Genomic DNA, 25104 nt, shown 5'->3' with positions numbered 1-25104 from the left:
ATGACTTATTCACAAAACTGGGATTTAGATAGTATTTACCCTGGCGGTATCAACTCACCTCAACTGGCACAAAAATATCAGTTAGTTGACGACCAGATTAAAAATTTTGACCAACAAGTTATGTCATCTGAACCAACATCTGAAAAAATTGCTGATTTAGCTGATTTAGCGCAAACTATTGGCTCAGGTTTAGGCACTATAAGTATTTTTATCAACGGTTTAGCATCTGTCGACTATGGTAACAGCATCTATGGCCCGCAGTTTAATAAACTCGGTAAACTATTTGTTGCCTTTTCAGTACCCTTGAATAAATTTCAAAAATTACTCTTGTCCCTAGATGAGTCGTCATTCGCGCAAGCACTCACATCACCTCGTCTTGAACAAATTGCTTTTTACCTCACAGAATTACGAACAGATGCCAAACGACTACGCGATGATGCAACTGAAGCTTTAATTAATCAATTTGACTTAGACGGTCAGCAAGCATGGTCACAACATTATGACACCATTTCCGCCTCTCTATCAATGAATTACACCGATTCTGAAGACAGTAAAACCCGTCATATTTCCGCTGGACAAGCCCTAAATATGCTTGATGGTGAACCCAATAACGACACGCGCGCTAATATCATGAGCAATTATGAAAAAATGTGGGGAAATGCTGAAAATTTAACGGCAGACACCCTCAACCATTTAGCTGGTTTTCGTTTAACAAATCAAAATGCCCATGGTCGGCAATCCCATTTGGAACAACCGCTTGAAATGAATCGTATGTCTCAAGCTACTTTAGACACAATGTGGCGTGTTGTTGACGCTAATAAGTCTATGTTTAAACCTTACTTTGATCGTAAAAAACAGTTACTTGGTTTAAAAGAAATGGGTTGGCAAGATCAGGTTGCTCCGTTAACACATATTGGTGATTATCAACCAAAAGAAGTATCATACGATGATGCCGCAGCCTTCATCATTGAACAATTTGGTAAATTTTCACCAAAAATGGCCAAATTTGCTAGAAAGGCCTTTGAAAATAACTGGATTGAATCAGAAAATCGACCAGGTAAGCAACCTGGTGGTTATATGGAATCTGTCCCTGATTTGCATGAATCTCGTATTTTCTTGACTTACACAGGTTCTGTTAACGACGCTGCGACTATTGCACATGAACTTGGTCACGCTTTCCATTCAGCACAATTAACTGATTTACCACTATGGCGAGACGCTTATGCAATGAACGTTGCGGAAACTGCTTCAACATTTGCCGAACTCATTGTCAATGATGCTAATGTTTCCGGTGCCAAATCTGACGCCGAAAAATTAGTATTGCTTGATGCCAAAATGACAAATCCTATTGCCATGTTTTTAAATATACACGCACGCTTTTTGTTTGAGGATGCTTTTTACAGTGAACGTAAAAATGGTATTGTGACACCACAACGATTAAACGAACTCATGGACGAAGCACAAAAAAATGCGTTTGACGGTATTCTTGATGTGCGTCATCCACATTTTTGGTCCTCTAAACTTCACTTCTTCATTGACTCTGTGCCTTTCTATAACTTTCCATACACATTTGGTTATTTATTTTCAGCGGGCATATATGCCCAAGCACAAAAAGATGGCGCAGGCTTTGAAGATAAATATATTGCTTTGCTTCGCGATACAGCCAATATGAAATCTGAGGCACTGGCTCACAAACATCTCAATGTTGACCTCACGCAACCCGACTTTTGGCAAGCCGGCGCTGATCTCATTCAATCAGATATCAATGAATTTTTAAAGTTATCCGAGCAATTTATTTAATTTTCCAAACACATCATAAAACGAGCTGTACAGTACACAATCATATATTGTGTGTTGCACAGCTCGTTTTTTAAAGTTTATTTTTTATTTATACTTTTGTTCTAAATGACTCATCCAATAACCTAACCACACACCAATTGCAAATAAAAACGTACTAATCAACATGCTCACAATCGTAAAGCCCGAATAGTCAGCCACTGGTGGGATAACAATCAATAGTGTTGATACAACAACAATACCGAGAATGAAATGGTAAACTTTCGCATGAAAATTTTGTAGTAAGTAATGCATAATTTTTGAAAAAAGCACGAGCGTAATTAGGCCACCAATCGCCATTGGTATAAAAACATCGAGATCAGCACTTTTAAATCCTTTAATCATCGGATCAAATAAGCCCAGATAAAGTAATAAATTCGAGGGACTCAACCCAGGTACGATAATACCTAGTGCAATTAAGCCACCCGCCAATAACCATGAGAAAAAATTCACTGGCATCTCCCCAAAAATTGCTGTCATATTATACAAGAACAGGCCACCAAAAACTACCGTACCAGCAAAAATATACCAATCGGATCGTTGACGCCCTTCTTTTGCACTCTCTCTAAATAATGACGGTAATGTACCGACAATTGCACCTGCAAACCCCCACAGTATAATCGCTTTGTAGGTCGTTAATAGATACTCTAATGGATTACTTAATAAAATAATACCTACAATGCCGCCTAATCCTACTGGAACGAAATACCAGAAGTCGCGTTTAAAATTTTGACGGATATGTGCCATAAAATTAAGCATACGTTCATAAAGACCAAGTATGGCTGCTAAAACACCACCGGATACACCAGGTAAAATAAATCCCAAGGCAATAAAAACACCCTTGAAAAAACGCGTCAACCAATTTTTAATACTATCATTTTTCATAATTTCCTACATTCCAATTAGTTCAGGAGCCCAACAGAATTTCTATATAATTATAAACTAATTCTAGCCAAGTTCCAAAATTTTAATACTTAAGCAACTTTTATGCATCCTTAACTGTTGCCCGCGCTTCAGGTTTAGTCACCGATAACTTTTAATTTTTTGATTATACTAGATGACGATTTTGGTATCATTTAATTTCAATATCGCCATGTTGATTCTGAATCACGAAAGTAGGATTCCCCCGCTGTTGCCCAGTTAAAGTAGATGACACTTCAACATCACCATTATTATTGTGCGTTGAAAATGTGGGTAACTGTGTTGTTTCTATTGAGATATCACCATTTTGATTGCGTATGTGCCCGCCAGTTTCAATTTTGCTATGTTCAACATCTGCATCGCCATTTTTCAAATCAGCTTCAAGTATTTTCACAGAACTGCCAGCTAACTTGAAATCATCATTATTTGATTTGACCCGTAACTTATCAATTGTTACATTGTGCAAATTAGCCGCTGCATTTTGCACGTCAACCATCGTGTTTTGTGATGTCACACGAATGAGATTCACATCATCATTATTTGACCTGATATTAATTGTATTAGCATTAACATCTGCCACTGTCACCTCAGAGTTTTCTTGTGTAATACCAATTGTATTAAGGCGTACATGGGTGGGTACAGTAATCGTCAATCTTGGCGAATTGTCATGATACAATTCACGCCAATCAAAGTTCAAAATAGAATGATCCCCTGTTGGCTTTTCTATTTTCAACTCACCATTTGAAAAACTAATTTTTGCTTTATTTTTACTTTCAACATGCGTTTCCGTTATCGAAAATGTTTCCCCCCGCTGAACATAAATATCCGTATCAGTAGCGTCTATCGCAATTTTTTGAATATCTTGTGTATTTCTAGGTAACTGCTGAGATAAATCATAATCTTTAACAGATCCTCTTTTTTGATAAGAGAACCCATTATGCCAAACAACCGTTCCTGGCTTTTCAATCAATGCCGTTGAAGTTGCCATCACAACACCAACTGCCAATAAGGACCAACCAATAATAGTTCTACGCTTCATAATTTGCTCCTTTTTTAATAAATCGCCGACCAATGGCTTTAATTAAGTTGATTAGGCCATTAAAGCACGCACGCATAAATGATATCATCAGTGGACCAATTAATAATAGAACACCAAGTGCAGCTATTCCGACACCCATGAAGAAAATACCACCACTCAGTGAGTTAAACACAACTGCAACGCCGGTAACAATGCTGACCACCGCTATTATGATTATGGCCACTACAATTGAAACAATCGTTACTGCTATACTCAATACAACAGCTAATGCTGAAACTAATAACGCTACCATTATCAAGGCAACCGGTAATATAACTGGTGAAGCCAATAATCCCAAAATGACTACCCAAATCATACGCAATTGTTGTTTTGGCTTAATCTCTGATTCGTCATCAGCATCCATATAAAAATCAGCAATTAAACGACGTGCAAATTGTTTTGGTGTCCCAAATTGTTTACGTGCAGCTGAATTACTTAAATTAGCATCAGTAAAGTATTCATCATAATATGCCATCGTTTCGTCACGTTCATCACGTGGCAATGCATGTAAGTGTGCCTCTAATTCATTTAAGTAACTCATATTTGTTCTCCTAAAATTGCGTTAATCCCTGTTGAAAAATCTTGCCAAGCATCTTTAATCCCACGCAAGTGCTCACGACCATTATCAGTTAATTGATAATATTTTCTCATTCGTCCTTCAAAAGGTTCACTATAGGTGGTTAGCTCACCACCCTTTTCCAGCCGGCGCAAAACAGGATACATCGTTGATTCCGAAACAATCACATGTTGTTTTACTTTTTTAGTCAGTGCATAACCATATAAGTCTTGCCTATCTAAAATAGCCAAAACAGTGCCATCAAGTAGCACTGTTGGTGTTTGTATCATCATATTATAACCTCTTGTATACTATTTTCAATATAGTATATATTATACGGAAAATAGTATTGTTTTTCAACAAAAAAAGCAGCAATTAAAATTGCTGCCAATACTTTAATACGTTTTCAATATCCGGACTGTCACTAATCATACTAATCACAGCAGCACCATCAACATCGGTTGCTAACACTGTCGCTAAATTATCCTGACTAATACCACCAATCGCAACCATTGGCCAGCGACTTTGTGCGACTAATCTCTCAAGTTCTATCAAACCAATTGCTGGTTTAGCATCTGCCTTACTTTTAGTTTCAAACACTGGTCCAATACCAATATTATCAATACCCGACAATAATGAAATGTGTTCATACTCTATTTGATTAGACACTGACACACCAACAAACATGCCATGACTTGCAGCAATATTAGTTGCAATATTACCATCTCCCTGACCAAAGTGCACCCCATCTGCATGCACAATATGTGCTAAATCAATATCATCATCTATGACAAAAGGGACGTGGTAGGCTGAAGTGAGTTCTCGTACTCGTTGTGCCACACGTAATTTATCATCGTCAACCAAGGACCCAAAACCTTTTTCACGATATTGAAACAAGGTAATACCATTACGCAACGCTTCCTCTAACACTTTGTAAAACATGCGTTCATCTGTAACATTTTGTGTGCCTAGTATAAAGTACCGTGCTAACATTGCGCGATTAAATATCATTTATAACCTCCGGTTGATTTTCTTTCGTAATGACAGCCAGATGATTTAATGGTCCATGACCATGGCCCACCTGTATGCCATCTCGAATAGTTGCGTCGACATAAGCTTTGCCTTTTATAATGGCAGTTTTCATATCAAAGCCGAGTGTCAATTGTGCTGCGATAGCGGCCGAAAGTGTATCACCCGTCCCATGAGTTCTTTCAGTGTCAACCCGTTGACTCTTTAACCAAAAATGACTCCCATCAGCAAGTAGCGCAAAATCATACACCGCTATTTCACTACCATGACCACCCTTAAGTAGGACATTTTTAGCACCCAATAATTGTAATTTATATGCTGCTATTTTGACATCTTCATGTGTTTGAATTGTCATTTCTGTTAGCACTTCAGCCTCTGGTATATTTGGTGTCACCATAGTCGCAAGTGGTAATAATTGCGTTTTTAATGCTAAAATCGCCTCATCGCGCAATAGCTTTGCTCCACCTTTGGCGACCATAACAGGATCTAAAATATAGCTGCCAAAATTATAAGTTTGTAGCGCTTTTGCAACAGTGTTCACAGTTTGAGCGTCACCTAACATACCCGTTTTGACTGCAGAAATAGACAAATCATCAGCAATTGACTGTATCTGTTGTGTGATGATTGCAGGCGGTATCATCTGAACTTGCTGAACATCACGCGTATTCTGTGCGGTAACAGATACAATGACATTACCGCCATAGACACCTTGTGCCATAAATGTTTTCAAATCAGCCGAAATGCCAGCGCCACCACTGGAATCTGTTCCAGCAATTGTCAAAGCTTGCGGTGTGTCATTAATCATGAATCCCACCACCATTAATAAATGCATCAAGTTCATTTTCTGATAACAAGTAGAGTTCATCTAATAATTGATTCACAAAAAAACCAGGTGTTTTAACTTTTTTACTTGCTTTTACACCAGCTAGTTTCATTGTTGCCATTGCTCTCATTGTATTCTCAATTGAGATACCATCACTATTATAGGTGCCAATTAAAGCCGAAAGTGCATCACCTGTCCCAACATTTGTTGCCAAAAGTGGCACATCAACGTCGATCGTTCGAGTTGTATGGCCATCACTTATAACATCTTGTTTGCCACTTAAAGCAATAATTGCACCTGTCTTTTTGGCTGCCAATATTGCAATTTCTCTAACATCCCCGTCACCAGTTGCATCAATGCCTTGACTTGAAAAATCAACACCGGCAAACCAAGCAATTTCAGCTGCATTGCCACGAATAATATCAACTTGTGCATCTGCCATAAGTGCTGTCACTGGCAAACTTCGTGAAGGTATACCCACTGCCACTGGATCCAAAACGACAACTTTACCGGCTTGATTTGCTAATTGCGCTAGTTTAATGGTTTCAAGTAATTCCGAACGTCGCCAAGTGCCACTGTTGATGACCACAGCATCACTTGCAGCAACTAAGTCTGGAAATTCTTCTAACTCACGTGCCATGATAGGTGACCCACCAATGACATTGACAACATTAGCCACAAATTGTGGTGTCACATAGTTTGCATAATTGAATACAAGCGGTTTTTTATCTTTTATTTCTGATAACTTCATAAATTTTTCTCCCTATCATGTCTGGTTTCACAATATTAAAGGCAATAGAAAAACCGTTGATTGAATTCACAAAAGGAAATCAATCAACGGCTACAAAAATAGGCACAAAATGCTTAAAATTAGTATTCGAAAATGTATCTCCCTTCGCACGCATTACCGTGATCAGGTTCAATGGGTGTTTCTCAGCCAAATGGCACCCCAGACATATCTATTTAGTTTATGAGCTTATTGTAGCTTAGAATAAGCAATTATGCAAGATAGTAGTCATCCCCACCACATTTTATCATCAAAATCGCGCATTTGATGGGTCAATGATAACTGTTGTGCAGAGTTAACATGAATATAACTGGTTGTATAAGGATTTTTCATGAGCTTTTTCATTTGATTAAATTTATCACTATTTAAAAAAGATCCTAACGCCTTGTGATCAGGCCAAAAACTCCACAACATATAGTCTGATTTGCCATTACTGTTTTGTGCAAGAATGGCATTTTCAGGTACAAGTTGTGCGATTAGTTCATCATTTCTATCCTTAGTTTGAAATGCAATTTGATGAATAACATCACCACTTAAATGACCGACTGTCACTATGCTATTAAATAACATTGGCCGTTTAAAATGGGTCACCATGTCAGGCGCATCAATGATCAATACATTTGTCCCTGCTAATTGTGATTCTTTACCCAAATAGAAGAATTTATCTGGATTTAAAGTCTGTAATGCTAACAATTCTGCAGGTGCTTGTTCAGGTGCTAATATTAAATTAATTTTCATAAGAAAGGCTCCTCTAATAAATTCACAACATCCGGTGATAACCGAGATGAATTATTTCTAATAAATTTTTTGACACCGGCAAACGTTACCAAATCAATCGTTGTTGGTACCGCTTTTACTTGATTTAAGTGTCTTGCAAAAGTAATGTCGGATAACGTCATCATGTTAACACCCCAACCTTCAGGTAATAATAATGATTCCCATTCATCCTTAAGCACTGCTTCTGCACGTTTGAAACGCATATCTTTATTAATAAAACTACGTAGATCATTTGGTTGTAATTTATCATTCATATCAAAATTAATTAACGTACTCCTTTCTAAAGCACTATACAACCACAACCTTACCAAATGGTTGGCTAATACTCAATTTTTTACCTTGTGGTAACAACCAATAAACTTGTTTAAATGCCGTTTGTACCTCATCTTCTTCCCCATCACCATCTGTTAAAATGACCACAATTGTTTGTTTTGGATTAAATTTTTGATCAATTAATGCACTGAAAATACTTTTAAAAGTTGTCCCACCACCAGTATGACGCACCCAATCTTTGATTTTTTTTATAGCATACACTTGTGTATCAAAAGAAAAAACATGCACCTCAGCATCAAACTGTCTCGTTAACTCTATAACATTTGCCACCATCAGACCAGCTTGTTGATCAGAAATTGATGCTGAATTATCAATAAAAACAACCAATTGCGCATTAAAAACACTTATTTCGCCAGTTAGGTCTAATCGATAGGCTTGTCGTCGGTTAAACCTAGCACGTGATTCACGTCTTTTATTTGGCTGTTGGCTTAACCCAGTACGTATAACCGCACGCCAATTTCGATGGGGCGTGATGACTTCATCAATATGCTTACGAACTGCAAGTGATAGTTGTCCGCGACCTGAATGCTTGGCATCCTCAGTTGCTTTTTTAAGAATCATATCAAGCGCTGCTTTAGCTTCATCTAAAGCCCCGTCAGCACTAGACCAACCACTATGACTATCCAACTGATTATCACCACGCGACGGCACTTGATCTAAAAATTTCGACAAGCGCGCAATGTACACTGCTGAATCCTCTTGAGCCGGTAACATTTTACCATACATCTCAAAAATTGTTTGCAACGTCATGGCACCAGGTAATTCACCTAATTGATCTGGCAAATACTGATTGACAGCAAGGTCTGTTCCTAAGTCAATCAGTGAGTCATGTTGTTTGGCATAACGTAATGGATGTTGCCAAATGACATGGAGGGCTTCATGCGCCAAAGCCAACGCAATTTGATTATGATTAGTAAACAAATGCGTTAATATGCTTGGGTTAATCACTAAAAACCATCGGTGGTTGTGCCACTTAAGTGCCAAAGCATGGTCTAAGTTCAGGTCAATTTCACGATCTAAATTCATCACAATGCTGCCATATAATGGTGATTCATCCAACAACGTCTTAATCCCATCAACAATTAAATTGTCTTTTTCATTGTCATTCATCGTGTGGCAATATCCATAATTTGTTGATACAAAACATTAGCATAGTGCGCATCAGAAGCGTATAAATCATCTAAAATGGGTGCGCTAGTCATTTGCTTTACAAGCGCATACTGACCATCTGGTGCCAGCAAATTTAATAACTGACTAAATCGACTAGCATGATTATCCAAGACAATATCAGCCGTTAAAAGTAAGGTTTTCATCACCGTTAATTTTTGAATTTCAGGCATGTCTTGAAATTTTTGACGGATTTCATTTGGTAATTTTGGCCCGTCAGGATGTGTTTCAAACACATCGGCTGCTGTCAAACTCGCCGTTTGTTGCTGCACGTAACTCATGAATTGTGTCGCAACCAATTGACCTAAATCGCCAGCCACTAGGTCAAATAGCAAGTCATTTTGATCTTTAACCGGTAACGACTCCAATTCAAATAAATTATCTGATACGCGTTGCCAAGCACGAGGGGTGGGATTCAAGTCTGTCCCGCGTGTATTTGGATAGAGTAATTCAGCATTTTCAGCAATAAACTGACGTACTATTGTGTGAATATTTTGACGTTTATTATCACTTTGACTTGCCCATGTTAACCAACCACTGACTGACACAGACATCACCAAACGTGTGGTGCGATCTTTGATTGCCGCATCTGATGTTTGCACAGCATAATCTGAATTCTCAAACCCAGACATCGAATCATCTGGATTTTCTGCTAAAATAAGATTCACATTATCTGGTAAAATTAAGTCATTAATTTGACGCTGCAATACTAAATTCATGAGTTCGCCTTGAACTGCTTGTGAACCCCGATTAAATTCATCTAAGAACCAAATAATCGGCTGTTTCGGTGATAACTCTGCTTGTTGAATAATTTGAATCAATGTATGTGTATAGCCAAATTTCACATCGGCTAATCGACCATAATTCTTTGTCATCAAAAAAGCTGAGTCTGTTAGAGGTGGTATTGGGATAGCCAAGTCACCTTTTTCTGACAAAGATACAACCGTTGTAAATAACTTAGCATGTAATTTTTTAGCAACATCACATACCAAAGCTGATTTACCTATACCTGCTTCACCAACAATAGTTGGTACATTTCCCCCACGTAAAACTAATGGTACAGCAGTTAATAATTGTTGATATGATAGTGACATTTATACCCTCTTTTTTTCTTATATCAATTTTACCGCTTCTCAGCGTTTCATGCTAAAATAAAAGTATGACAAAACTACTAATTCTCGGTGCTAACGGTCAGATCGCAAAACTTGTTGTCCCTATGCTAGCTAATACCGATACAGAAATTAAATTAACTTCACTTCATGCGCGTCCCGAAAAAGGTATTAAGAGTCTTGATGCCGTTAACGAAGACGCCATGATCACAGCGCTTAAAGACGTCGATATTGTTTATGCAAATATTGGTGCAGAGGGTCGTCAAAAAACAGCGGCCAATAGTGTTGTCAACGCCATGCATCATGTGGGTGTAAAACGATTAATCTGGGTTGCTACCATTGGCGTTCATAATGAGCTACCTGCTGATAAACGCAGTTTATGGGCCAATATTCTTGGTACGATCGACAATGAAAATACGTATATGGGCGACCAAGCTGCAGCCGTTAAACGTATTGAGCAATCTGCACTAGATTATACTATTGTGCGTCCCAATGAATTAATTGATGATAATACCATGCAATTACTCAATGTCCAAACAACACGTGACGCAGAAATTATTGGTGGACCAATTACACGAACAAGTGTCGCGGCGTTCATGACACAAATTATTTTGCATCCCGAATCTTACATTGGTGACTCTGTTGCCATTTCAGAAAAATTGACTAAATAAAAAAATTCAAACAAATGTTTGAATTTTTTATTTTGAATTTGGTTTTGCTTCCACATATTGCCAATAAGCATCAATAATTTTAGCAGATATTTTCCCGTTGGTACCATCTAAATAATTATTCATACCTGGTATAGCCATGGCTATCGCAAATGGTTGACCTGGTGTATAAGCAACCATTGATTCTGTATACGTTTGGTTCCCATTAGTAACAGTTTCTGCGGTTCCTGTCTTAGCGTGCACTTTTGGCGTTAATTTATGCATATCTGCACCACCCGTATTCCAAGCATCAGATCCATTAGCGACACGATTCATACCATTCTCAATCGTATCCCATTCACCAGCATCTAATTTAACTTGGCCTTGTACCTTTGGCGTTGCAGTCCAAACAGTGTTTTGTTTATCACTATTGGACTGACCTTGTGTAAGAGCACCAACAATATGAGGTGCCACAAGATAACCACCATTAGCAATCACCGACACATAACGTGCTAATTGCAGCGTCGTATATGAATCATATTGTCCAAAGGTTTCATACAGATACTTACCTTGTGCTTCACCAGTTGTTGCCCCACGGTAACCAGCTGTTTCGCCATCAATATCAATGCCAGTTTTTGTACCTAAGCCAAATTGACCTAATCCGTTTCGTAAAGTCTGGAAAGCATCCGAACGCAATCCTAATGCTGATCCAGGACTATAAGTTTGCCCACCAATCTTCATACCTAACTGTACAAAGTACGTGTTTGACGATCGTTCCAATGCTGTTTCCGCGTCAATTGGTGTTGGTGTACCCGCTTGGTTCCAATAAGATGTAATTGACGGCGTGCCCTGAATTTTGATTGCCTGATCATTTAGCACTGTATTATTTTGTGAAATAACACCTTTTTGAAAGCCCGTTGCCAATACTGCCGGTTTGATAACTGATCCCATGACAATTGCATGATTAATGTTACCTAATGGGTTAGCAGTCTTTTGTCCAGTTTCATGATTACGATCGACACCAGCCATCGCGTAGATACCGCCAGTGTATGGATTAATAACAGTAGCGTATGCCCCCTCAACATCACCACCCGGTAAATTATCTTCAAGTATCTTTTGAACAGCGCTTTGAAAGCGTGCATTGATCGTTAACTTAACATTATCCCCAGCCTGTCCATTATATTTAATTTGAGAAGATTTAATTTGACCACCGCTGCCTGTTGTAACAAGCGTTTGTGAAGCTGATCCTTTCAAAATTGACTCGTAATCTTTTTCTAGACTTGAATTACCAACCGGTTCATTTTGTGAATACCCCTGCGCAAGCAGTGTATGCAACCGATCTTCTGGCAGTCCGGTGGCTTCATTAGTCACAGTGCCGACAAGCGTTTTAAATTCATTACCTTCTGGATACTGTCGTGACCAACTCGTGCCAAGTTTAATGCCTGGAAATTCACTTAACCGCTCACCAATTTCAGCTAACTCAGTATTGGTCACATCTGACTCTTTAATGAATGTTGTGGACAATGTGTACGCACCACTCATACGTTGAAATATCATAGCGGCATTTTGATCGACATCTTTTGCTAAATCATGTTTTTGTACATATCTAACTTCATACATATTAATTTGTTCGGTAGTTAATGATAATTTATCATTTTTATATTTTTTTGTAATAATTTTAGTTATTTTTTCATTATTTGACTTATTTGCTAAGTAGAAGTCAACTTTCGAACGTTCACTGAGCCGTTTAGTATCAATTGTCATAAACTTACTTAATTTAGTAGCTATTTCACGCATAGTTGATGACGTCACTGACGTACCACGTGTAAACGTGACTGCAGCTTGCGCCTTGTTACCAACAATAACACGCCCAGTCGCATCATAAAACATACCACGTGGCGTATTACCTTTTCCAATTGTTTCATCATTACGATTAACCTCGCTTTGATAATAAGCACCTTGCTTGATCGTCAAAAAAGCTAATTGAACAATAAGTGCAATCATTAATGTCAATGCAATGCCAAGCAGGATATTTAAACGCGCAGGCAGATTGGCACTCGCGTTATTTTTTTTGTCACGATCTTCTAAGTAAGGATTACGTTGCATGTTTGACCCCATTTTCATCAATAAACTACCTATCTAGATTACCACAAATCTCATTTTATCGCTAAAAATACCCCAAAAATTTGTTATATTAGTAATATGAATAAAAAAAATATTTTTACATCACCATTAGCACTAAGCTTTTGGTTACCATTATTGATCATGCTCAGTTATTTCATATATCGTGGTATGTCCCCATTTGGCACAAGTTCCGTTCTCACAGTCGATTTAGGTCAACAATATATTGATCAATTTGCTGCTTTCAAACACACTTTGATATCTCATCCAAGTAGTTTCTTCTACTCTTTTAGTAATGCTTTAGGCGGTGATATGATCAGTGAATGGGCATATTATTTAATGAGCCCATTTAATTTAATTTATTTATTTGTTCCACTAATGCAACTACCAGCAGCTATTTTAATAGTCACTGTTTTAAAATTTGGCACGGCTGGTTTATCAATGGCTTATCTTTTAAAAAGTTTAAGACTGCAAAAAAATTACTATGTTTCATTATTCGCAATTAATTATGCCCTTTCCGGCTGGTTTATTGCCAACGATCTAAATTTACTGTGGCTCGATGCAGCAATTTTGTTACCACTTCTTATTTTGCAACTTGAACAACTTTTTAATCGTCCCACTTATTGGCGTTATGCGCTTATTCTTGGTTTAACCATTATTAGTAACTATTACATTGCCTACATGATTATTATTTTTATAACAATTTATTTTATATGGCGTATGACATGGCCCAATCAAATACAGCCTCGTTGGCAAACTTTAAAACACTTTGTAGTTGGAAGCCTTGTTGGTGGTGCCTTGAGCGCCTGGTTAATATTACCAACTTACTATCAACTCAAACTAGGTAAGGCACAATACAGTTCCGATTGGTCCTTGAAATTCGATAACAATCCACTGAAACTCCTATTCAAACTTGTTCCTGGTAGTTTTGATTTTAACCAAATGCAAACGGGGCAAGCAAATTTCTATGTTTCTGCATTTATATTAATTGTATTACTAACTTTTTTTACCACCAAAACATTAAATTGGACAGTTAAATTAGGTGGTGCTACTATTCTCATTTTGTTATTTTTGGCTACAACGTGGGCACCGTTAACTTTAATATTCCATGGCTTTCAATACCCTGTTTGGTATCCTTACCGATTCAGTTTTATTATTAGTTTTTTCATGATCTACTTGGCTGCGCTCTCTTGGCAGCCCAATTGGCGCCCAAATTCAAGTACCATTATCATCATTTTATTGATGTTAGTTGCCTTTATCGCTTATGCACTCACAATGAATCATCAAATTGCATATATCAGTCACCAAAGTGTGGCTATTTTTGTCAGTCTTTTTCTACTGACATTAGCACTGATGCTTTTTAAACAGCATCAACGATTATGGCTACCAATTCTCTTCTTTATAACAACAATATCATTGGCTTCAAATGTTATATTATCTCTCAATCGTTTCTCTTATCTCACAAATACAGAATACCAAACCAGCGTCAAATCTCTCAATATAGCTGATAAGACCCTTAAAAAAGATAACTCATGGTATCGTGTGGCACAAACATTTCAACGAACACGTGGGGATGCCATGATGTTTGATTATTACAGTGGTTCACACTTTAGTTCTGCTCTACCAAAAACAACACCCAATTTTTTTGGTGATTTTGGGCAACCTGATGGGGATAATTACGTTGTCTATAGCAATGGTAGCATTTTGTCAGATGCCTTACTCGGAATGAAATATGTCCTTACACCAAATAGCCAAGACCATGGACGTGCTGGTGAGCCTAGCACGCATCTAATTGGATACCGCCCGGATACAATCAAATATACCTTACAGTCAAGCAAGGGTACAAGTAACGTTCTAAACAACCCCTATGCATTACCTATTGCTTTTTCGGCTAATTCAAAGGCTCTAAAGACCCCTATGTTATATAATAATCCCTTACAAAACCAAGGTAATCTTTGGCAAGACTTATCTGGTGATGCAACTTCCCCTATTCATGTCGCAAATTTTCAGCAAGCCATCGGACATAATGTTAACGCGCCGACCGCCATTACAGGTGCCATATTAACAAAAGTAAACAAAGCACAACCTGCTAAATTAAATTTACAGTTCACTCCAGAAACAAATGATAGTTACTACCTCACACTCGGTTCAGGATTGCCCATCAAGGAATTTGACCTATTGATCAATAATAAAGTCATTACACAGTTTAGCTCCTATCGTCACACTGTTCTAGTTAATTTAGTGACAAAGGCAAAAAACAAACCTCAGACAGTTACCATTCGTTTTAAAAATACACAATCGCTTGTTTTGAACAATTTCACACTTTATCGTGTCGATAATAATCAGTTCCAGAAAAACAATCAACAGTTAAAGCAACATCCAATTAAAATCACTAAGCGAAATGAACGTTTAATAACAGGCGAAATCACCACAACTAAACAACAACCATTAATCATGACAACAATTCCAGATGCACCGGGTTGGCATATTACCCTAGACGGAAGAGCGGTATCGCCAGACAAAGTTGCAAACTATTTTATTGCTGTTAACACAATGCCTGGTAAACATACTATTCAGTTTAAATATACGCCGCCACTGTTCTGGTCAGGATTATTTATGTCACTATTCGCCCTTCTAGTTTTAATACTAGGTCTGATACTTAAAAAAACACTTGCAAGAAAACGTTCCACATGATATGCTCTTTTTGCTTATTATTTGCAATAAAATTGCAAAATTGAAAGGAATTTTTTTATGTCAGAAGAAAAAGTATTTCCAATGACAGCTGAAGGACGCAACAAACTACAAGCTGAATTGGAAGATCTCATTACAAACCAACGCCCAGAAATTACTAAAAGAATTCAAATTGCACGTTCATATGGTGATTTATCAGAAAACTCAGAGTATCAATCTGCAAAAGATGAACAAGCTTTCGTTGAAGGCCGCATTCAAACTTTGAAAAAAATGATTGAAAATGCTGAAATTATTGATCCAAATGCAACCGCTGCTGATGAAGTTTCACTTGGTAAAACTGTAACGTTTAAAGAATTACCAAATGAAGAGGCTGAAACATATGCTATTGTTGGATCAACTGAATCTGATCCTGTAGCAGGTAAAATTTCAAACGAATCAGCAATGGCTGTTGCTCTACTTGGTAAAAAAGTTGGTGACAAAGTCAACGTGCCGTTACCTAGTGGAGATAACATTAGTGTTGAGATTTTAAAAGTTGAAAAATAGTAGCTAAAAAGACTTACATTAGCAGGAAGCTAATACCTCTAGAAAAATAAATTCTAAGATATTAGTTCCCTGCACAATTGTAAGTCTTTTTTTGATGCTGTGTTTTATTAATTTAAACTATCATGAATACGTGTTTAACGTTAAAAAACCAAGCCCGCTACATTATACAAATTTATTGATGCTACCAATAATAATAGCCCCAATCACCACTAAAATTGTCCCAACAGTAATTAGTCTCATTTGATAGTTAGATTTCTTTTCACCTAACAAGTAAATACCACCAAATGTCGCTACAATAATACCAAGTTGTGAAAATGTTGTGGCGATAGTTTGGCCAACAGCGGGATTTGCGGCTGAAATAAACATAAAAATATTACCAATCGCCCAAACTAGACCTGTCAAAATATTTTTCCAAGTTGGCTTGCCAAACATTTTATCTGCTTCTTTTAACACGAAAATAACAATCAAAAATGCACCAACAACTTGCCCAATAGCTTGCGGACCAACGATAGCAGTCATATAATCGACGCCATTACTTTTATTCTTAATATCATCTGAAATATAATTAATTTTATTCAAAAAATTTGGTAACACAAAGTAAATCATAAATCCTGCAGTTGAAATGACTAAATACAGTAAACCTTTAGTCATACTTTTGGCCTGTACCTGATCACTAATACCAGAATTCAGTGCCCTATCACGCGCAGAAATCAAGGTTGCACCAATCACCACAGCAATAATTGAAATGATTCCAATAAGCCACATCTTACCAGTTTTCCAATCACCCAAAACAACAGCGGCCATCAAAGCATTTGTAACTATTTGACCAGCTGTTGATAATGGAATAGCAAGTGACACCCCTAGATCTTTGATTGCCAAGAACTGACCAGCTGTTCCTATTGCCCAAACTAGACCTGAAGCAATACCAACAATCCATATTTCTGGCCCTAAATATGCATGATTTGGTATAACATACAAAAACATTGTACCTAAACCAAATATTAATGCCCCAAATGTCATTCCCAAAGTTTGCTGACCAGCTGTCCCACCCATTTTTGTATTAACGAGCCCCACAGACCCCCACGCTAACGCTGGAACCAATGCCAGAAGAATTGCTACGTTCATTATTTTACGACTCCTTATCCTGATCATGCTATTTTACATGATTTATTAACAAGACTATTGTACCTGAATGAAAACGTTTACACAATCTTTTCTAAGAAATTGTAAACGTTTTCATAAATTATGATAAATAACCCTACTTAAAACATAATTCAATATAGCTAAACATAGAAAAAACCATCAAGAAATTTACTTTCTCGATGGTTTTTTCTATTAAAACAATTAGTTATTTATCATAACGTTGCATATTCCAAGTCTCAATGACATTAACTAATAACTTCGTATAATTAACATCAGTTGCATAATGATTATCATAAAGCGCTTTAGCTGCCTGCTTGTAATTTTTTGCAGCAATAACATCCTTGAATTGATTTGGATTCCACGTATTACCATTTACAATGGTTTCAGCATGTTCGCGCATACTATCTTTCCAACTGTCATACACTGCAAAACGTGCCTGTTGTGTTTCTGGCTTACCATCAACATATTCCGTTGTATCTAATACGACAGATTTACCCGGCGTTTCATCTTGTGTTTTGACACCATAGAAATTATTATACTTTGAAGACAATTTAGAATTATCCCAATTTGATTCATGTGCTGCTTGCGCAATAGATACTGACGCCAACAAGCCATACTTTTTCGATAATTCTTGCGCATAGGGAGCCACTTTGTGTACAAATACTAGGCGCCGCTCAAATTCGGATTTTCCAGAAGTAGCTAGTAAGGCCATAATATTTGGTGTTGGCAAACCATTTTCTTTAAGCGTGCCATAATATGGTTGCATCGTTTTATTAGATACCTCTAACAAGTTAGAAATAACTGCATTCGCTGTTTTATCTTTACTCAAATCAAATGCTTGCGGATAAACATAATCTAATAATTTACCTGTTTTCGTATTTGATTGATCCACGCCACGTAATAAATCAGGATATTTTTTTTGCATTTGATTAATTAGCGCTTTACTATCTAATGCTGTTAGAATGTCCTGTTCAGATAGACCTTGGACTTCATCAGCAATATGTTGCGCAACTTGATCGGCTGTTTGACCAACAGAAACTAATACATAACCTTTAGGTAATTTTGGTGCCGCACCTGGTCCACTCGTCATCTGTTCAAAAATTAACTGTGTTGTTTGTGAAGGTGACAGTTGGTAAGTGCCTGCTTGTAATTTTTCAGCCCCTTGAGACATGGCATATTTGTAAAAGTTTTTACTGTTTTTGATTATTTTTTTGTTTTGTAACGTTTGCCCCATTTGTGAAGCTGTTGAACCAGTTGGTATAGTAACAGTTTTAAAAGTTGTATCTTGTGGATTCAATGCCGCATTCTTATCTGTCAATAATGTTTTTGCCATAAATGCAATTCCTACAATAACAAAGATTGCTAAAACCACTGCAATTATACGATTTCGTGTACCATGTATTTTTCTTTGTTTACCATTTGATAGTTTATTTTGTGCTGCATCTAGCGACTCGGCAGCTTTAATTTCATGTTGATGTCTTTTTTTTCTAGATTCCATAATTCACCTTCTAAAATTGCGTTATATAGTAAAGCGGCTAGCATATTTCATACTAGCCGCCTTGTTACATTTTATCATATTTGTTAACGCAAAAGATTAAAAAATTTTACTTCAATGATTCTACATCACGGGCAATCATTAATTCCTCATTTGTTGGAATTAATAAAGCTTTCACACGTGATGATTTAGTCGAAATTTCTACTTCTTTTCCACGAATCTTGTTAGCTTCAACATCTAATGACACATCAAAATACTCTAATTTATCAATAATTGCTTGTCTAACTGGTATCGAATTTTCCCCAATACCTGCTGTAAATACAATTGCATCAACACCACCCATTTCGGCGATGTATTGACCAATATATTTTATAATACGATTAATAAAAATGTTAACTGCTAATCTAGCATGATCATTTGTATCTTGCACATCCAATAAATCACGCATATCAGAAGAAATAGTTGATAAACCAAGTAAACCTGATTTCTTATTCAATATATTCAGCATGTCATCATTAGATAAACCTTCGCGCTCTTGAATATAGTATACAAGTGAGGGATCAACATCACCCGAACGTGTAGCCATTGTGACACCTGCTAGTGGTGAAAAGCCCATTGATGTATCAAGTGACTTACCATCCTTAATAGCTGTAATTGAAGCGCCTGCACCTAAATGGAGTGTAATTAACTTCAATGATTTCAAGTCTTTGCCAAGCATTTCTGCTGCCCGCATCGCAACGTAACGGTGTGACGTCCCATGAGCACCATATTTACGTGCCCCATAACGCGTGTAGTATTCATATGGTAACGAATATAGATAGTTTTCTTCAGGCATTGATTGATGAAAAGACGTATCAAATACGGCAACCGACAAAGCATCTGGCAATAATTTTTGGAAAGCGCGGATTCCCATGGCATTGGCAGGATTATGTAATGGTGCATAGTCTGCTAACCGATCAATTTTTTCTAGAACTGAATCATTCACAACAACCGAATGATTAAACCATTCACCACCAGCAACGACACGATGTCCAACACCTGTAATTTCATTAAAGTCTTCGATAATGCCAAGATCTGTTAATTTTTGTAACATAAAATTAATGGCTTGTTGATGATCTTTAATTGCAAGCACATTTTCATATTTTTTGTCCTTGCCATTTTTAGAAAGGGTGATATGATCCTCATCTTCGGAGTCATCAATCAAGCGTTCCACTTCAGAACCATACTTGATTGTTACAATAGCATCATCCATACCTATTCGTTCAATAACACCCTGCGCAATTACTTGTTCTGCTGGCATTTCCAATAATTGGAATTTTAATGATGAACTACCCGCATTAACAGCCATTGTCTTAGCCATGATTTGATTTTTACCTGTCTTTCTTGAATGTGTTCTGATCTATGACGTTTTAATACATAGGATTCTTCCATAAAAAAATATTGTTTAGCACTTTATATTTTATGACATACTATATACTATCCTGTTCTTTATCAAGTTTAACCCAAGCAGCAATTTCTTGCAAAAATTTTTTCAAAGCAACAATATCTTTTAAAGTTGGATACTGCCCCATTAACACCTCTGTTTTTGTTCCGACATCTTTTTTTTGCAAGACAAGTATGGCTTTAGCTGCACGTTGATCCTTAAAGAATTCATTTGGTAATTGCAAGAAAGCCTTAAGTTGTGCTTTATTAGCCACAAGTTTTAATAAGCTTTTAGCATTGTCTCCGTTTAAAATATTGGCTGGTACAATTAAATAAATCCAACCATCTTCAGTCACAAATTCCAAACTTTTTTCAATCAACAGATGATGCACAAATGATCGCCCCTCTGTCGCACGCGTATCATAGTCCTCTCCTGGTTGTATTGGGTAATAACCTATTGGCAAATCTGCAATAACTGCTTTAGATTTAGGAACATCTTTTGTTGAAATTACGTCTTCTTGGTAAAATTCGGTTGTTCCTTGGTTAAGTAACTCATCAACAGCTGATGCTAAAGCTAATTGCGTGTCGTCGTTATCAATCCCTATTCGTTTGATTTTCACATTGTTCATTATTAATACATCGTTAATTGTATTAAGTAAATTACCAGTTCCTACTGTAAGATCTATGATCGTGTCACCATCTGATAAATTTGCTGTTTGTGACAAAAAATCTGCCAACAAATAACCGATTCCATCTGGTGTTAATTGATAATTAGTAGGCGTTTTATCGTCTCGATTAGCTTTCAAAATAACTAACTGCAGTACTTTTCTTAAGTCTGCTTGTGTCATGTTTTGCCAATCAAAATCAGTGATCAAACTTTGTATTTTATCGATTGTCTCCGCTGTTGGGATATTTAATTCATGTTGAATATTACCAGCATGAATATCTTCTAGTACCTCAATTAACGCATCGATCATGCTAATATCTGCATCTCGTGCCAATGCTTGTGTGCTGGTTGTTAGTGCCTCAAAATATGTTGCTATTTTTTCTTGTGTCATAGACTTATTTTAGCTTCTTTTCACATTATTTTCAAGACGTTTACACAAGTAGCTCTCTCGTGTATATCGTATGTCCTAGTTCAATGACAATATTGTCTTTCACCACAGTTGTTTTAACATTTCCAAATTTTCGATTTTGATGGTTACTTTTATGATACGCTAAACTTGCCTGTAGCTGTATTTGATCAAGTTTTGTTAAAATAATCATTTGAGATCTTGATTTTAACTGCGCATTAAAAGCTATATTTTGTAAAACCATCACACCACCAAGTAAACCCAAGAGTATTAATGAGGACACTAAAATTGATGCTTGCCTTTTTTTAAACACGATTCCCCCCTTTTTTAAGATAAAGTAAGCCACTTGCTTTTTGACCTTGACAATTGACTACTTCCAGCTCTAAATAAGTTGTTCGGTCAAAAATCGTTAACTGACTAATATTTTGTGCCATAATAATTTGACCAGCACCTACAGCCGATATTTGTAACCTATTTTTGTAAACGGTTAACTTCATTAATTTTTCTTCATTATTTTTTAAAATTACATGGTCTGTATGTGCCGATACCAAAATATATTTTTGAACCTCGATTTGGTGTGTCACAGCACGCAATGTTATGTCTAATGGTGTTTGTACCTGCGGTTTTAACAAAGAGAGACTAAATTGTATTGTCATGAACACCAATCCCGTAATTATTACCGCGATCAGTGACTCCAATAAGGTAAATGCAGCACTAATATTTTTCAACATAATCATGCCATGACTTTATTGCGGTAGCTCGTTGCGCCGAAACATTTTGATATTCTATTTTTAAACGTGTATCTTGTTGTTTAAAATTTCTAACCTGTTCATATTCAAACGTTATTGCAGTACTTATCAGTAAGAGAGATATTAAAGCTTCTGCCAACACAAAACCTGATTTACGTCTTTTCAACACGATATTCGCCACCTCCTAAACTAAAAATAATTTTAATTGTCTGTTTACCAGTTGTTAACACAATTGTTGTCGGCGCAACGTAGCCCGTTTTCAATATTTTTATCTGTGTGCATACCTGATTGCTATAACCTTTTGGATACTTAAAACTATCAGGACCAAACATCACCACATCTCTATCAAATGTCACAGTAACATTTTTTTGTGTTTGCTGTGCAGTCAATCTAGTCTGATGCCATTGAGATTTAAACGCTGGCTCCCATTGTGCCATTTGTTGATAATGTGGTTTTATTGTACAACTAATCAATAACATGCTCGCCACGATACTAAGTACAATTAAAGATTCTAATAAAGTGAATCCGCTATTTGTGCGCTTCATTATTTGCAACTGTAATATTTAAATCTTTGACTTTTTGAGCCTGCTTTGCCGTTAAATAGCCTTCTGCCACCAAATTATTCATCGTTATTGAACCGTTTTCAGGATGTTCATTTGCATACAAATCTATTTGTGTTTGTACAGTAGACACCATTGCCGTTGCATGTGTTTCAACTGCTTTTTGACGCTGTGAGCCGAGATTAGGCAAAATAAGGAGCATCAATAAACTAATAATGAAAAGCACAATTGCTGCTTCAATCAGAGTAAATGCTTGTCGACTTTTTTTAAAAATTTTCATTGATATAAACCTCCAATAGAGTGGTACATAGGTAATAACATCGACATGTATAATCCAACAATTGCCACACCAATCACACCAAAAAATAAAGGTTGCAGTGTGCCAATCAAACGATCTGTTTGTTGCATCAGTAATTGAAATTGCGTCTTAGCATAATAAGATAGATAATCAGCCAACACTTTGGGCTCATGTCCTCGAGAGAAATAACCTGCTAACGAACGATTAAAATAAGGTTGCTTTAAAATGTAACTTTCAATTGTATACCCTTTTTGAAAATGTTGACGTGCATGATTCGCTAAACTGACCGTCATATGATTACTTTTTTCGTCACCTTGACTAATTTCATCTAAAATTTCTGGTATGGTTAAACCGCTTGAGAGAAGTGTCGCCAACTGTTGCGTCACCTGATAAGTGACAATTGTTTTGACAATACTACCAACAATTGGCATATACGATAATAAAATAAGCTTTTGACGTGGATTTTTTCTATGATAAGAGGCAATTGTCACTAGTAAAAATAAAATAATCATACCAGAAGTGAGGTATAAATAAATGTGACTTTCCTTAGTCCCCATCGTCGATGTATCTTGCCATTGATTTAAAATAGGATACAAAAAATATTTTAACCCAACAAACATCATGCCAAGAAGGCCTAATAAAATGATTGGATAACGCATGACTTGCGTCACTTTATTTTGTTGCTGCTGAAGTTTTGCCAGATTTTCGCCAATCGCTACCAACGTCTCGGTTAAATTACCATGTTGATCTGCCAATTTTAGTTGCAATAATATTTGATTACTCACATCTTTTCTCAAAATAATATGTAGTGCAAATCCTTGATTTAAATCTTTTATAACACGTCTCAGCCAATGCTGCCACTTCGTATGAGCACTAGCTAGTATGTCCAAACTTTGTGAAATGCTATAACCAGATTGTAACAACTCGCCTAGTTCTTGAAAAAACAATACTTGTTCACTTGTTTTAAAGTGCTTGATACGTTGCTTTTGAAATTTTGTTAATTTTAATCGCATGATGCAAAACCTCCTGCCAGTTTTTTGAGAACTTTGGAACTTGTTCTCCGTCTAATACACGTTTAATTTCTGTAGCCTGTAACATATCTATAATCGCTGCTTGTTGATTATCACATGTGGGTAATAAGCGCTGATACACAACCCCAGACAACGCGACAGCCAACTTATTCTTCTCCACACCAAGATCTCGTAATCTCAAAATAACATCACGTGCAGACATTGCATGTACTGTACTCAATACTAAATGTCCACTTAAGGCTGCCTGTACTGCAGCCTTTGCTGTTGTGCCATCTCTAATTTCACCCACTAATAAGACTTCGGGTCGATGTCGTAAAGCCACTTTAATTAAATCGTCATAGTAAATACTCGCATCTTCATTAACTTGAAGTTGTACAAATTTAGGTTGTTGTATTTCTACTGGATCTTCTATTGTCAACACTAATTTATCATCTGATACCTTATCTAATAATCGGTATAATGTGGTTGTTTTCCCTGATCCTGTTGGTCCAGAAATCACAAACAAACCTGAATTCGGCAAGGCTGCCTCTATTTGTTGAAATTGCTGAAAATCTAACCATTGCTGTTTTTGTTGCTGTTGGTAAATCATACGTAGCACAACTGTTTCGCGGTTTAAGAAATCACCTACTGTGGACACTCTAATCCAAATATCATCAAATTGAAATCGACCTAACTGCGGTCGACGTCGTTCAGAAATGTTCATTTTTGCACGATATTTAATTGCAGAAACCATCAGTTGCGCATCTTCTTCACTGATGTCTTTAAATGCATAAGATTGACCGTCCACATGAAATTTAATCACATATTTCGCCTTGTCAATTGGCAATATATAAATATCATTGGCTTGTTGTGTTATTGCTTCCTCTAAAATTCCATTCATATTGACACCTTTCTGAATCATATAACATCATACGG

At 36.8% G+C, this 25104-nt stretch carries 27 protein-coding genes and 1 riboswitch; of the genes, 4 read left to right on the top strand and 23 right to left on the bottom strand.

Annotation, left to right across the window (positions count from 1 at the left end; genetic code table 11):
- Positions 1-1800, top strand: coding sequence for a M3 family oligoendopeptidase (locus tag EUI_RS0107475; RefSeq protein WP_010017188.1), 1800 nt, complete (start codon positions 1-3; stop codon positions 1798-1800).
- An 84-nt stretch (positions 1801-1884) separates the two neighbouring features.
- Here EUI_RS0107475 and EUI_RS0107470 read toward each other — a convergent pair whose 3' ends face one another.
- From EUI_RS0107470 to EUI_RS0107420, 11 genes are all read right to left on the bottom strand, one after another.
- A complete protein-coding gene (locus EUI_RS0107470; protein WP_010017187.1) occupies positions 1885-2721 on the bottom strand; it encodes a DUF368 domain-containing protein in 837 nt (278 codons plus the stop codon).
- A 187-nt stretch (positions 2722-2908) separates the two neighbouring features.
- Positions 2909-3796: a DUF4097 family beta strand repeat-containing protein gene (locus tag EUI_RS0107465; protein WP_010017185.1), complete on the bottom strand. Its 888-nt coding sequence runs from the start codon at positions 3794-3796 to the stop codon at positions 2909-2911.
- Positions 3786-4376 carry a DUF1700 domain-containing protein gene (locus tag EUI_RS0107460; RefSeq protein ID WP_010017183.1) on the bottom strand — a complete coding sequence of 197 codons (591 nt, stop codon included), beginning with the start codon at positions 4374-4376 and terminating at the stop codon, positions 3786-3788. Before EUI_RS0107460 ends, EUI_RS0107465 begins: the two co-directional genes overlap by 11 nt.
- Positions 4373-4684, bottom strand: a complete 312-nt coding sequence (locus EUI_RS0107455) for a PadR family transcriptional regulator (RefSeq protein WP_010017182.1) — start codon at positions 4682-4684, stop codon at positions 4373-4375. Before EUI_RS0107455 ends, EUI_RS0107460 begins: the two co-directional genes overlap by 4 nt.
- A gap of 82 nt (positions 4685-4766) precedes the next feature.
- On the bottom strand, positions 4767-5402 hold the full coding sequence (gene thiE / locus EUI_RS0107450; protein ID WP_010017180.1) for a thiamine phosphate synthase: 636 nt from the start codon (positions 5400-5402) through the stop codon (positions 4767-4769).
- Positions 5392-6225: a bifunctional hydroxymethylpyrimidine kinase/phosphomethylpyrimidine kinase gene (gene thiD, locus EUI_RS0107445; protein WP_010017178.1), complete on the bottom strand. Its 834-nt coding sequence runs from the start codon at positions 6223-6225 to the stop codon at positions 5392-5394. The genes thiE and thiD overlap by 11 nt, the downstream gene beginning before the upstream one ends.
- Positions 6218-6994: a hydroxyethylthiazole kinase gene (gene thiM, locus EUI_RS0107440; protein ID WP_010017177.1), complete on the bottom strand. Its 777-nt coding sequence runs from the start codon at positions 6992-6994 to the stop codon at positions 6218-6220. The genes thiD and thiM overlap by 8 nt, the downstream gene beginning before the upstream one ends.
- A 122-nt stretch (positions 6995-7116) precedes the next feature.
- A riboswitch (TPP riboswitch) is annotated at positions 7117-7205 on the bottom strand.
- Positions 7206-7258: 53 nt separating this feature from the next.
- A complete protein-coding gene (locus EUI_RS0107435; RefSeq protein ID WP_010017176.1) occupies positions 7259-7768 on the bottom strand; it encodes a hypothetical protein in 510 nt (169 codons plus the stop codon).
- Positions 7765-8061: a hypothetical protein gene (locus EUI_RS0107430; RefSeq protein ID WP_010017174.1), complete on the bottom strand. Its 297-nt coding sequence runs from the start codon at positions 8059-8061 to the stop codon at positions 7765-7767. Before EUI_RS0107430 ends, EUI_RS0107435 begins: the two co-directional genes overlap by 4 nt.
- Before the next feature lie 34 nt (positions 8062-8095).
- Complete coding sequence (locus EUI_RS0107425; protein WP_010017173.1) at positions 8096-9250, bottom strand: vWA domain-containing protein; 1155 nt, start codon at positions 9248-9250, stop codon at positions 8096-8098.
- A complete protein-coding gene (locus EUI_RS0107420; protein WP_010017171.1) occupies positions 9247-10401 on the bottom strand; it encodes an ATP-binding protein in 1155 nt (384 codons plus the stop codon). Before EUI_RS0107420 ends, EUI_RS0107425 begins: the two co-directional genes overlap by 4 nt.
- Positions 10402-10466: 65 nt before the next feature.
- Here EUI_RS0107420 and EUI_RS0107415 point away from each other — a divergent pair, with 65 nt between their 5' ends.
- Positions 10467-11087: an NAD(P)H-binding protein gene (locus EUI_RS0107415; RefSeq protein WP_010017170.1), complete on the top strand. Its 621-nt coding sequence runs from the start codon at positions 10467-10469 to the stop codon at positions 11085-11087.
- A 27-nt stretch (positions 11088-11114) separates the two neighbouring features.
- Here EUI_RS0107415 and EUI_RS0107410 read toward each other — a convergent pair whose 3' ends face one another.
- A complete protein-coding gene (locus EUI_RS0107410; RefSeq protein ID WP_029508542.1) occupies positions 11115-13169 on the bottom strand; it encodes a penicillin-binding transpeptidase domain-containing protein in 2055 nt (684 codons plus the stop codon).
- A 96-nt stretch (positions 13170-13265) separates the two neighbouring features.
- Here EUI_RS0107410 and EUI_RS0107405 point away from each other — a divergent pair, with 96 nt between their 5' ends.
- Together EUI_RS0107405 and greA are read left to right on the top strand one after the other, a co-directional pair.
- Complete coding sequence (locus EUI_RS0107405) at positions 13266-15878, top strand: YfhO family protein (protein ID WP_010017168.1); 2613 nt, start codon at positions 13266-13268, stop codon at positions 15876-15878.
- A 57-nt stretch (positions 15879-15935) separates the two neighbouring features.
- Complete coding sequence (greA, locus tag EUI_RS0107400) at positions 15936-16418, top strand: transcription elongation factor GreA (protein WP_010017166.1); 483 nt, start codon at positions 15936-15938, stop codon at positions 16416-16418.
- A 162-nt stretch (positions 16419-16580) separates the two neighbouring features.
- Here greA and EUI_RS0107395 read toward each other — a convergent pair whose 3' ends face one another.
- The 11 genes from EUI_RS0107395 to comGA form a co-directional block, all read right to left on the bottom strand.
- Complete coding sequence (locus EUI_RS0107395) at positions 16581-17543, bottom strand: GRP family sugar transporter (RefSeq protein WP_010017165.1); 963 nt, start codon at positions 17541-17543, stop codon at positions 16581-16583.
- A 223-nt stretch (positions 17544-17766) separates the two neighbouring features.
- On the bottom strand, positions 17767-19059 hold the full coding sequence (locus EUI_RS0107390; RefSeq protein WP_010017164.1) for an endolytic transglycosylase MltG: 1293 nt from the start codon (positions 19057-19059) through the stop codon (positions 17767-17769).
- A gap of 106 nt (positions 19060-19165) precedes the next feature.
- Entirely contained in the window at positions 19166-20416 is a 1251-nt protein-coding gene (locus tag EUI_RS0107385; RefSeq protein WP_010017163.1) for an acetate/propionate family kinase, read from the bottom strand.
- 109 nt (positions 20417-20525) lie between these two features.
- Positions 20526-21536 carry a class I SAM-dependent methyltransferase gene (locus EUI_RS0107380; protein WP_010017162.1) on the bottom strand — a complete coding sequence of 337 codons (1011 nt, stop codon included), beginning with the start codon at positions 21534-21536 and terminating at the stop codon, positions 20526-20528.
- Positions 21537-21576: 40 nt separating this feature from the next.
- Positions 21577-21864 (bottom strand): hypothetical protein, encoded by a 288-nt coding sequence (locus EUI_RS0107375; RefSeq protein ID WP_010017160.1) that lies wholly within the window; start codon positions 21862-21864, stop codon positions 21577-21579.
- On the bottom strand, positions 21857-22207 hold the full coding sequence (locus EUI_RS0107370) for a hypothetical protein (protein ID WP_224154412.1): 351 nt from the start codon (positions 22205-22207) through the stop codon (positions 21857-21859). Before EUI_RS0107370 ends, EUI_RS0107375 begins: the two co-directional genes overlap by 8 nt.
- 58 nt (positions 22208-22265) lie before the next feature.
- Positions 22266-22469: a hypothetical protein gene (locus EUI_RS0107365; protein ID WP_010017158.1), complete on the bottom strand. Its 204-nt coding sequence runs from the start codon at positions 22467-22469 to the stop codon at positions 22266-22268.
- The gene (locus EUI_RS0107360; protein WP_014947691.1) at positions 22453-22845 is read right to left on the bottom strand and encodes a prepilin-type N-terminal cleavage/methylation domain-containing protein; all 393 of its coding nucleotides are present in this window, start codon (positions 22843-22845) and stop codon (positions 22453-22455) included. Before EUI_RS0107360 ends, EUI_RS0107365 begins: the two co-directional genes overlap by 17 nt.
- Positions 22829-23140 (bottom strand): competence type IV pilus major pilin ComGC, encoded by a 312-nt coding sequence (gene comGC / locus EUI_RS0107355; RefSeq protein WP_010017156.1) that lies wholly within the window; start codon positions 23138-23140, stop codon positions 22829-22831. Before comGC ends, EUI_RS0107360 begins: the two co-directional genes overlap by 17 nt.
- Positions 23137-24171 (bottom strand): type II secretion system F family protein, encoded by a 1035-nt coding sequence (locus EUI_RS0107350; RefSeq protein ID WP_010017155.1) that lies wholly within the window; start codon positions 24169-24171, stop codon positions 23137-23139. Before EUI_RS0107350 ends, comGC begins: the two co-directional genes overlap by 4 nt.
- Positions 24122-25069 carry a competence type IV pilus ATPase ComGA gene (gene comGA, locus EUI_RS0107345; RefSeq protein ID WP_010017153.1) on the bottom strand — a complete coding sequence of 316 codons (948 nt, stop codon included), beginning with the start codon at positions 25067-25069 and terminating at the stop codon, positions 24122-24124. The genes EUI_RS0107350 and comGA overlap by 50 nt, the downstream gene beginning before the upstream one ends.
- Between the last annotated feature and the right edge of the window lie 35 nt (positions 25070-25104).

This window comes from Leuconostoc gelidum subsp. gelidum KCTC 3527, from assembly GCF_000166715.1.
GTDB classification, from domain to species: Bacteria; Bacillota; Bacilli; order Lactobacillales; family Lactobacillaceae; genus Leuconostoc; species Leuconostoc gelidum.
Note: the sequence above shows the minus strand (reverse complement) of the source record. Positions and strands in the feature narration are given on the sequence as shown.

What these genes read in the sequence shown, in the direction of transcription:
- EUI_RS0107475 (WP_010017188.1), top strand. Translation starts at nt 1, where the DNA reads ATGACTTATTCACAAAACTGGGATTTAGATAGTATTTACCCTGGCGGT.
- EUI_RS0107405 (WP_010017168.1), top strand. Translation starts at nt 13,266, where the DNA reads ATGAATAAAAAAAATATTTTTACATCACCATTAGCACTAAGCTTTTGG.
- EUI_RS0107430 (WP_010017174.1), bottom strand. Translation starts at nt 8,061, where the DNA reads ATGAATGATAAATTACAACCAAATGATCTACGTAGTTTTATTAATAAA.
- EUI_RS0107470 (WP_010017187.1), bottom strand. Translation starts at nt 2,721, where the DNA reads ATGAAAAATGATAGTATTAAAAATTGGTTGACGCGTTTTTTCAAGGGT.
- EUI_RS0107455 (WP_010017182.1), bottom strand. Translation starts at nt 4,684, where the DNA reads ATGATGATACAAACACCAACAGTGCTACTTGATGGCACTGTTTTGGCT.
- thiM (WP_010017177.1), bottom strand. Translation starts at nt 6,994, where the DNA reads ATGAAGTTATCAGAAATAAAAGATAAAAAACCGCTTGTATTCAATTAT.
- EUI_RS0107380 (WP_010017162.1), bottom strand. Translation starts at nt 21,536, where the DNA reads ATGACACAAGAAAAAATAGCAACATATTTTGAGGCACTAACAACCAGC.
- EUI_RS0107360 (WP_014947691.1), bottom strand. Translation starts at nt 22,845, where the DNA reads ATGAAGCGCACAAATAGCGGATTCACTTTATTAGAATCTTTAATTGTA.
- EUI_RS0107385 (WP_010017163.1), bottom strand. Translation starts at nt 20,416, where the DNA reads ATGGCTAAGACAATGGCTGTTAATGCGGGTAGTTCATCATTAAAATTC.
- EUI_RS0107420 (WP_010017171.1), bottom strand. Translation starts at nt 10,401, where the DNA reads ATGTCACTATCATATCAACAATTATTAACTGCTGTACCATTAGTTTTA.
- EUI_RS0107460 (WP_010017183.1), bottom strand. Translation starts at nt 4,376, where the DNA reads ATGAGTTACTTAAATGAATTAGAGGCACACTTACATGCATTGCCACGT.
- greA (WP_010017166.1), top strand. Translation starts at nt 15,936, where the DNA reads ATGTCAGAAGAAAAAGTATTTCCAATGACAGCTGAAGGACGCAACAAA.
- EUI_RS0107465 (WP_010017185.1), bottom strand. Translation starts at nt 3,796, where the DNA reads ATGAAGCGTAGAACTATTATTGGTTGGTCCTTATTGGCAGTTGGTGTT.
- comGA (WP_010017153.1), bottom strand. Translation starts at nt 25,069, where the DNA reads ATGAATGGAATTTTAGAGGAAGCAATAACACAACAAGCCAATGATATT.
- EUI_RS0107350 (WP_010017155.1), bottom strand. Translation starts at nt 24,171, where the DNA reads ATGCGATTAAAATTAACAAAATTTCAAAAGCAACGTATCAAGCACTTT.
- EUI_RS0107410 (WP_029508542.1), bottom strand. Translation starts at nt 13,169, where the DNA reads ATGCAACGTAATCCTTACTTAGAAGATCGTGACAAAAAAAATAACGCG.
- thiD (WP_010017178.1), bottom strand. Translation starts at nt 6,225, where the DNA reads ATGATTAATGACACACCGCAAGCTTTGACAATTGCTGGAACAGATTCC.
- EUI_RS0107395 (WP_010017165.1), bottom strand. Translation starts at nt 17,543, where the DNA reads ATGAACGTAGCAATTCTTCTGGCATTGGTTCCAGCGTTAGCGTGGGGG.
- EUI_RS0107415 (WP_010017170.1), top strand. Translation starts at nt 10,467, where the DNA reads ATGACAAAACTACTAATTCTCGGTGCTAACGGTCAGATCGCAAAACTT.
- comGC (WP_010017156.1), bottom strand. Translation starts at nt 23,140, where the DNA reads ATGAAAATTTTTAAAAAAAGTCGACAAGCATTTACTCTGATTGAAGCA.
- EUI_RS0107370 (WP_224154412.1), bottom strand. Translation starts at nt 22,207, where the DNA reads ATGACAATACAATTTAGTCTCTCTTTGTTAAAACCGCAGGTACAAACA.
- EUI_RS0107435 (WP_010017176.1), bottom strand. Translation starts at nt 7,768, where the DNA reads ATGAAAATTAATTTAATATTAGCACCTGAACAAGCACCTGCAGAATTG.
- EUI_RS0107390 (WP_010017164.1), bottom strand. Translation starts at nt 19,059, where the DNA reads ATGGAATCTAGAAAAAAAAGACATCAACATGAAATTAAAGCTGCCGAG.
- EUI_RS0107425 (WP_010017173.1), bottom strand. Translation starts at nt 9,250, where the DNA reads ATGAATGACAATGAAAAAGACAATTTAATTGTTGATGGGATTAAGACG.
- thiE (WP_010017180.1), bottom strand. Translation starts at nt 5,402, where the DNA reads ATGATATTTAATCGCGCAATGTTAGCACGGTACTTTATACTAGGCACA.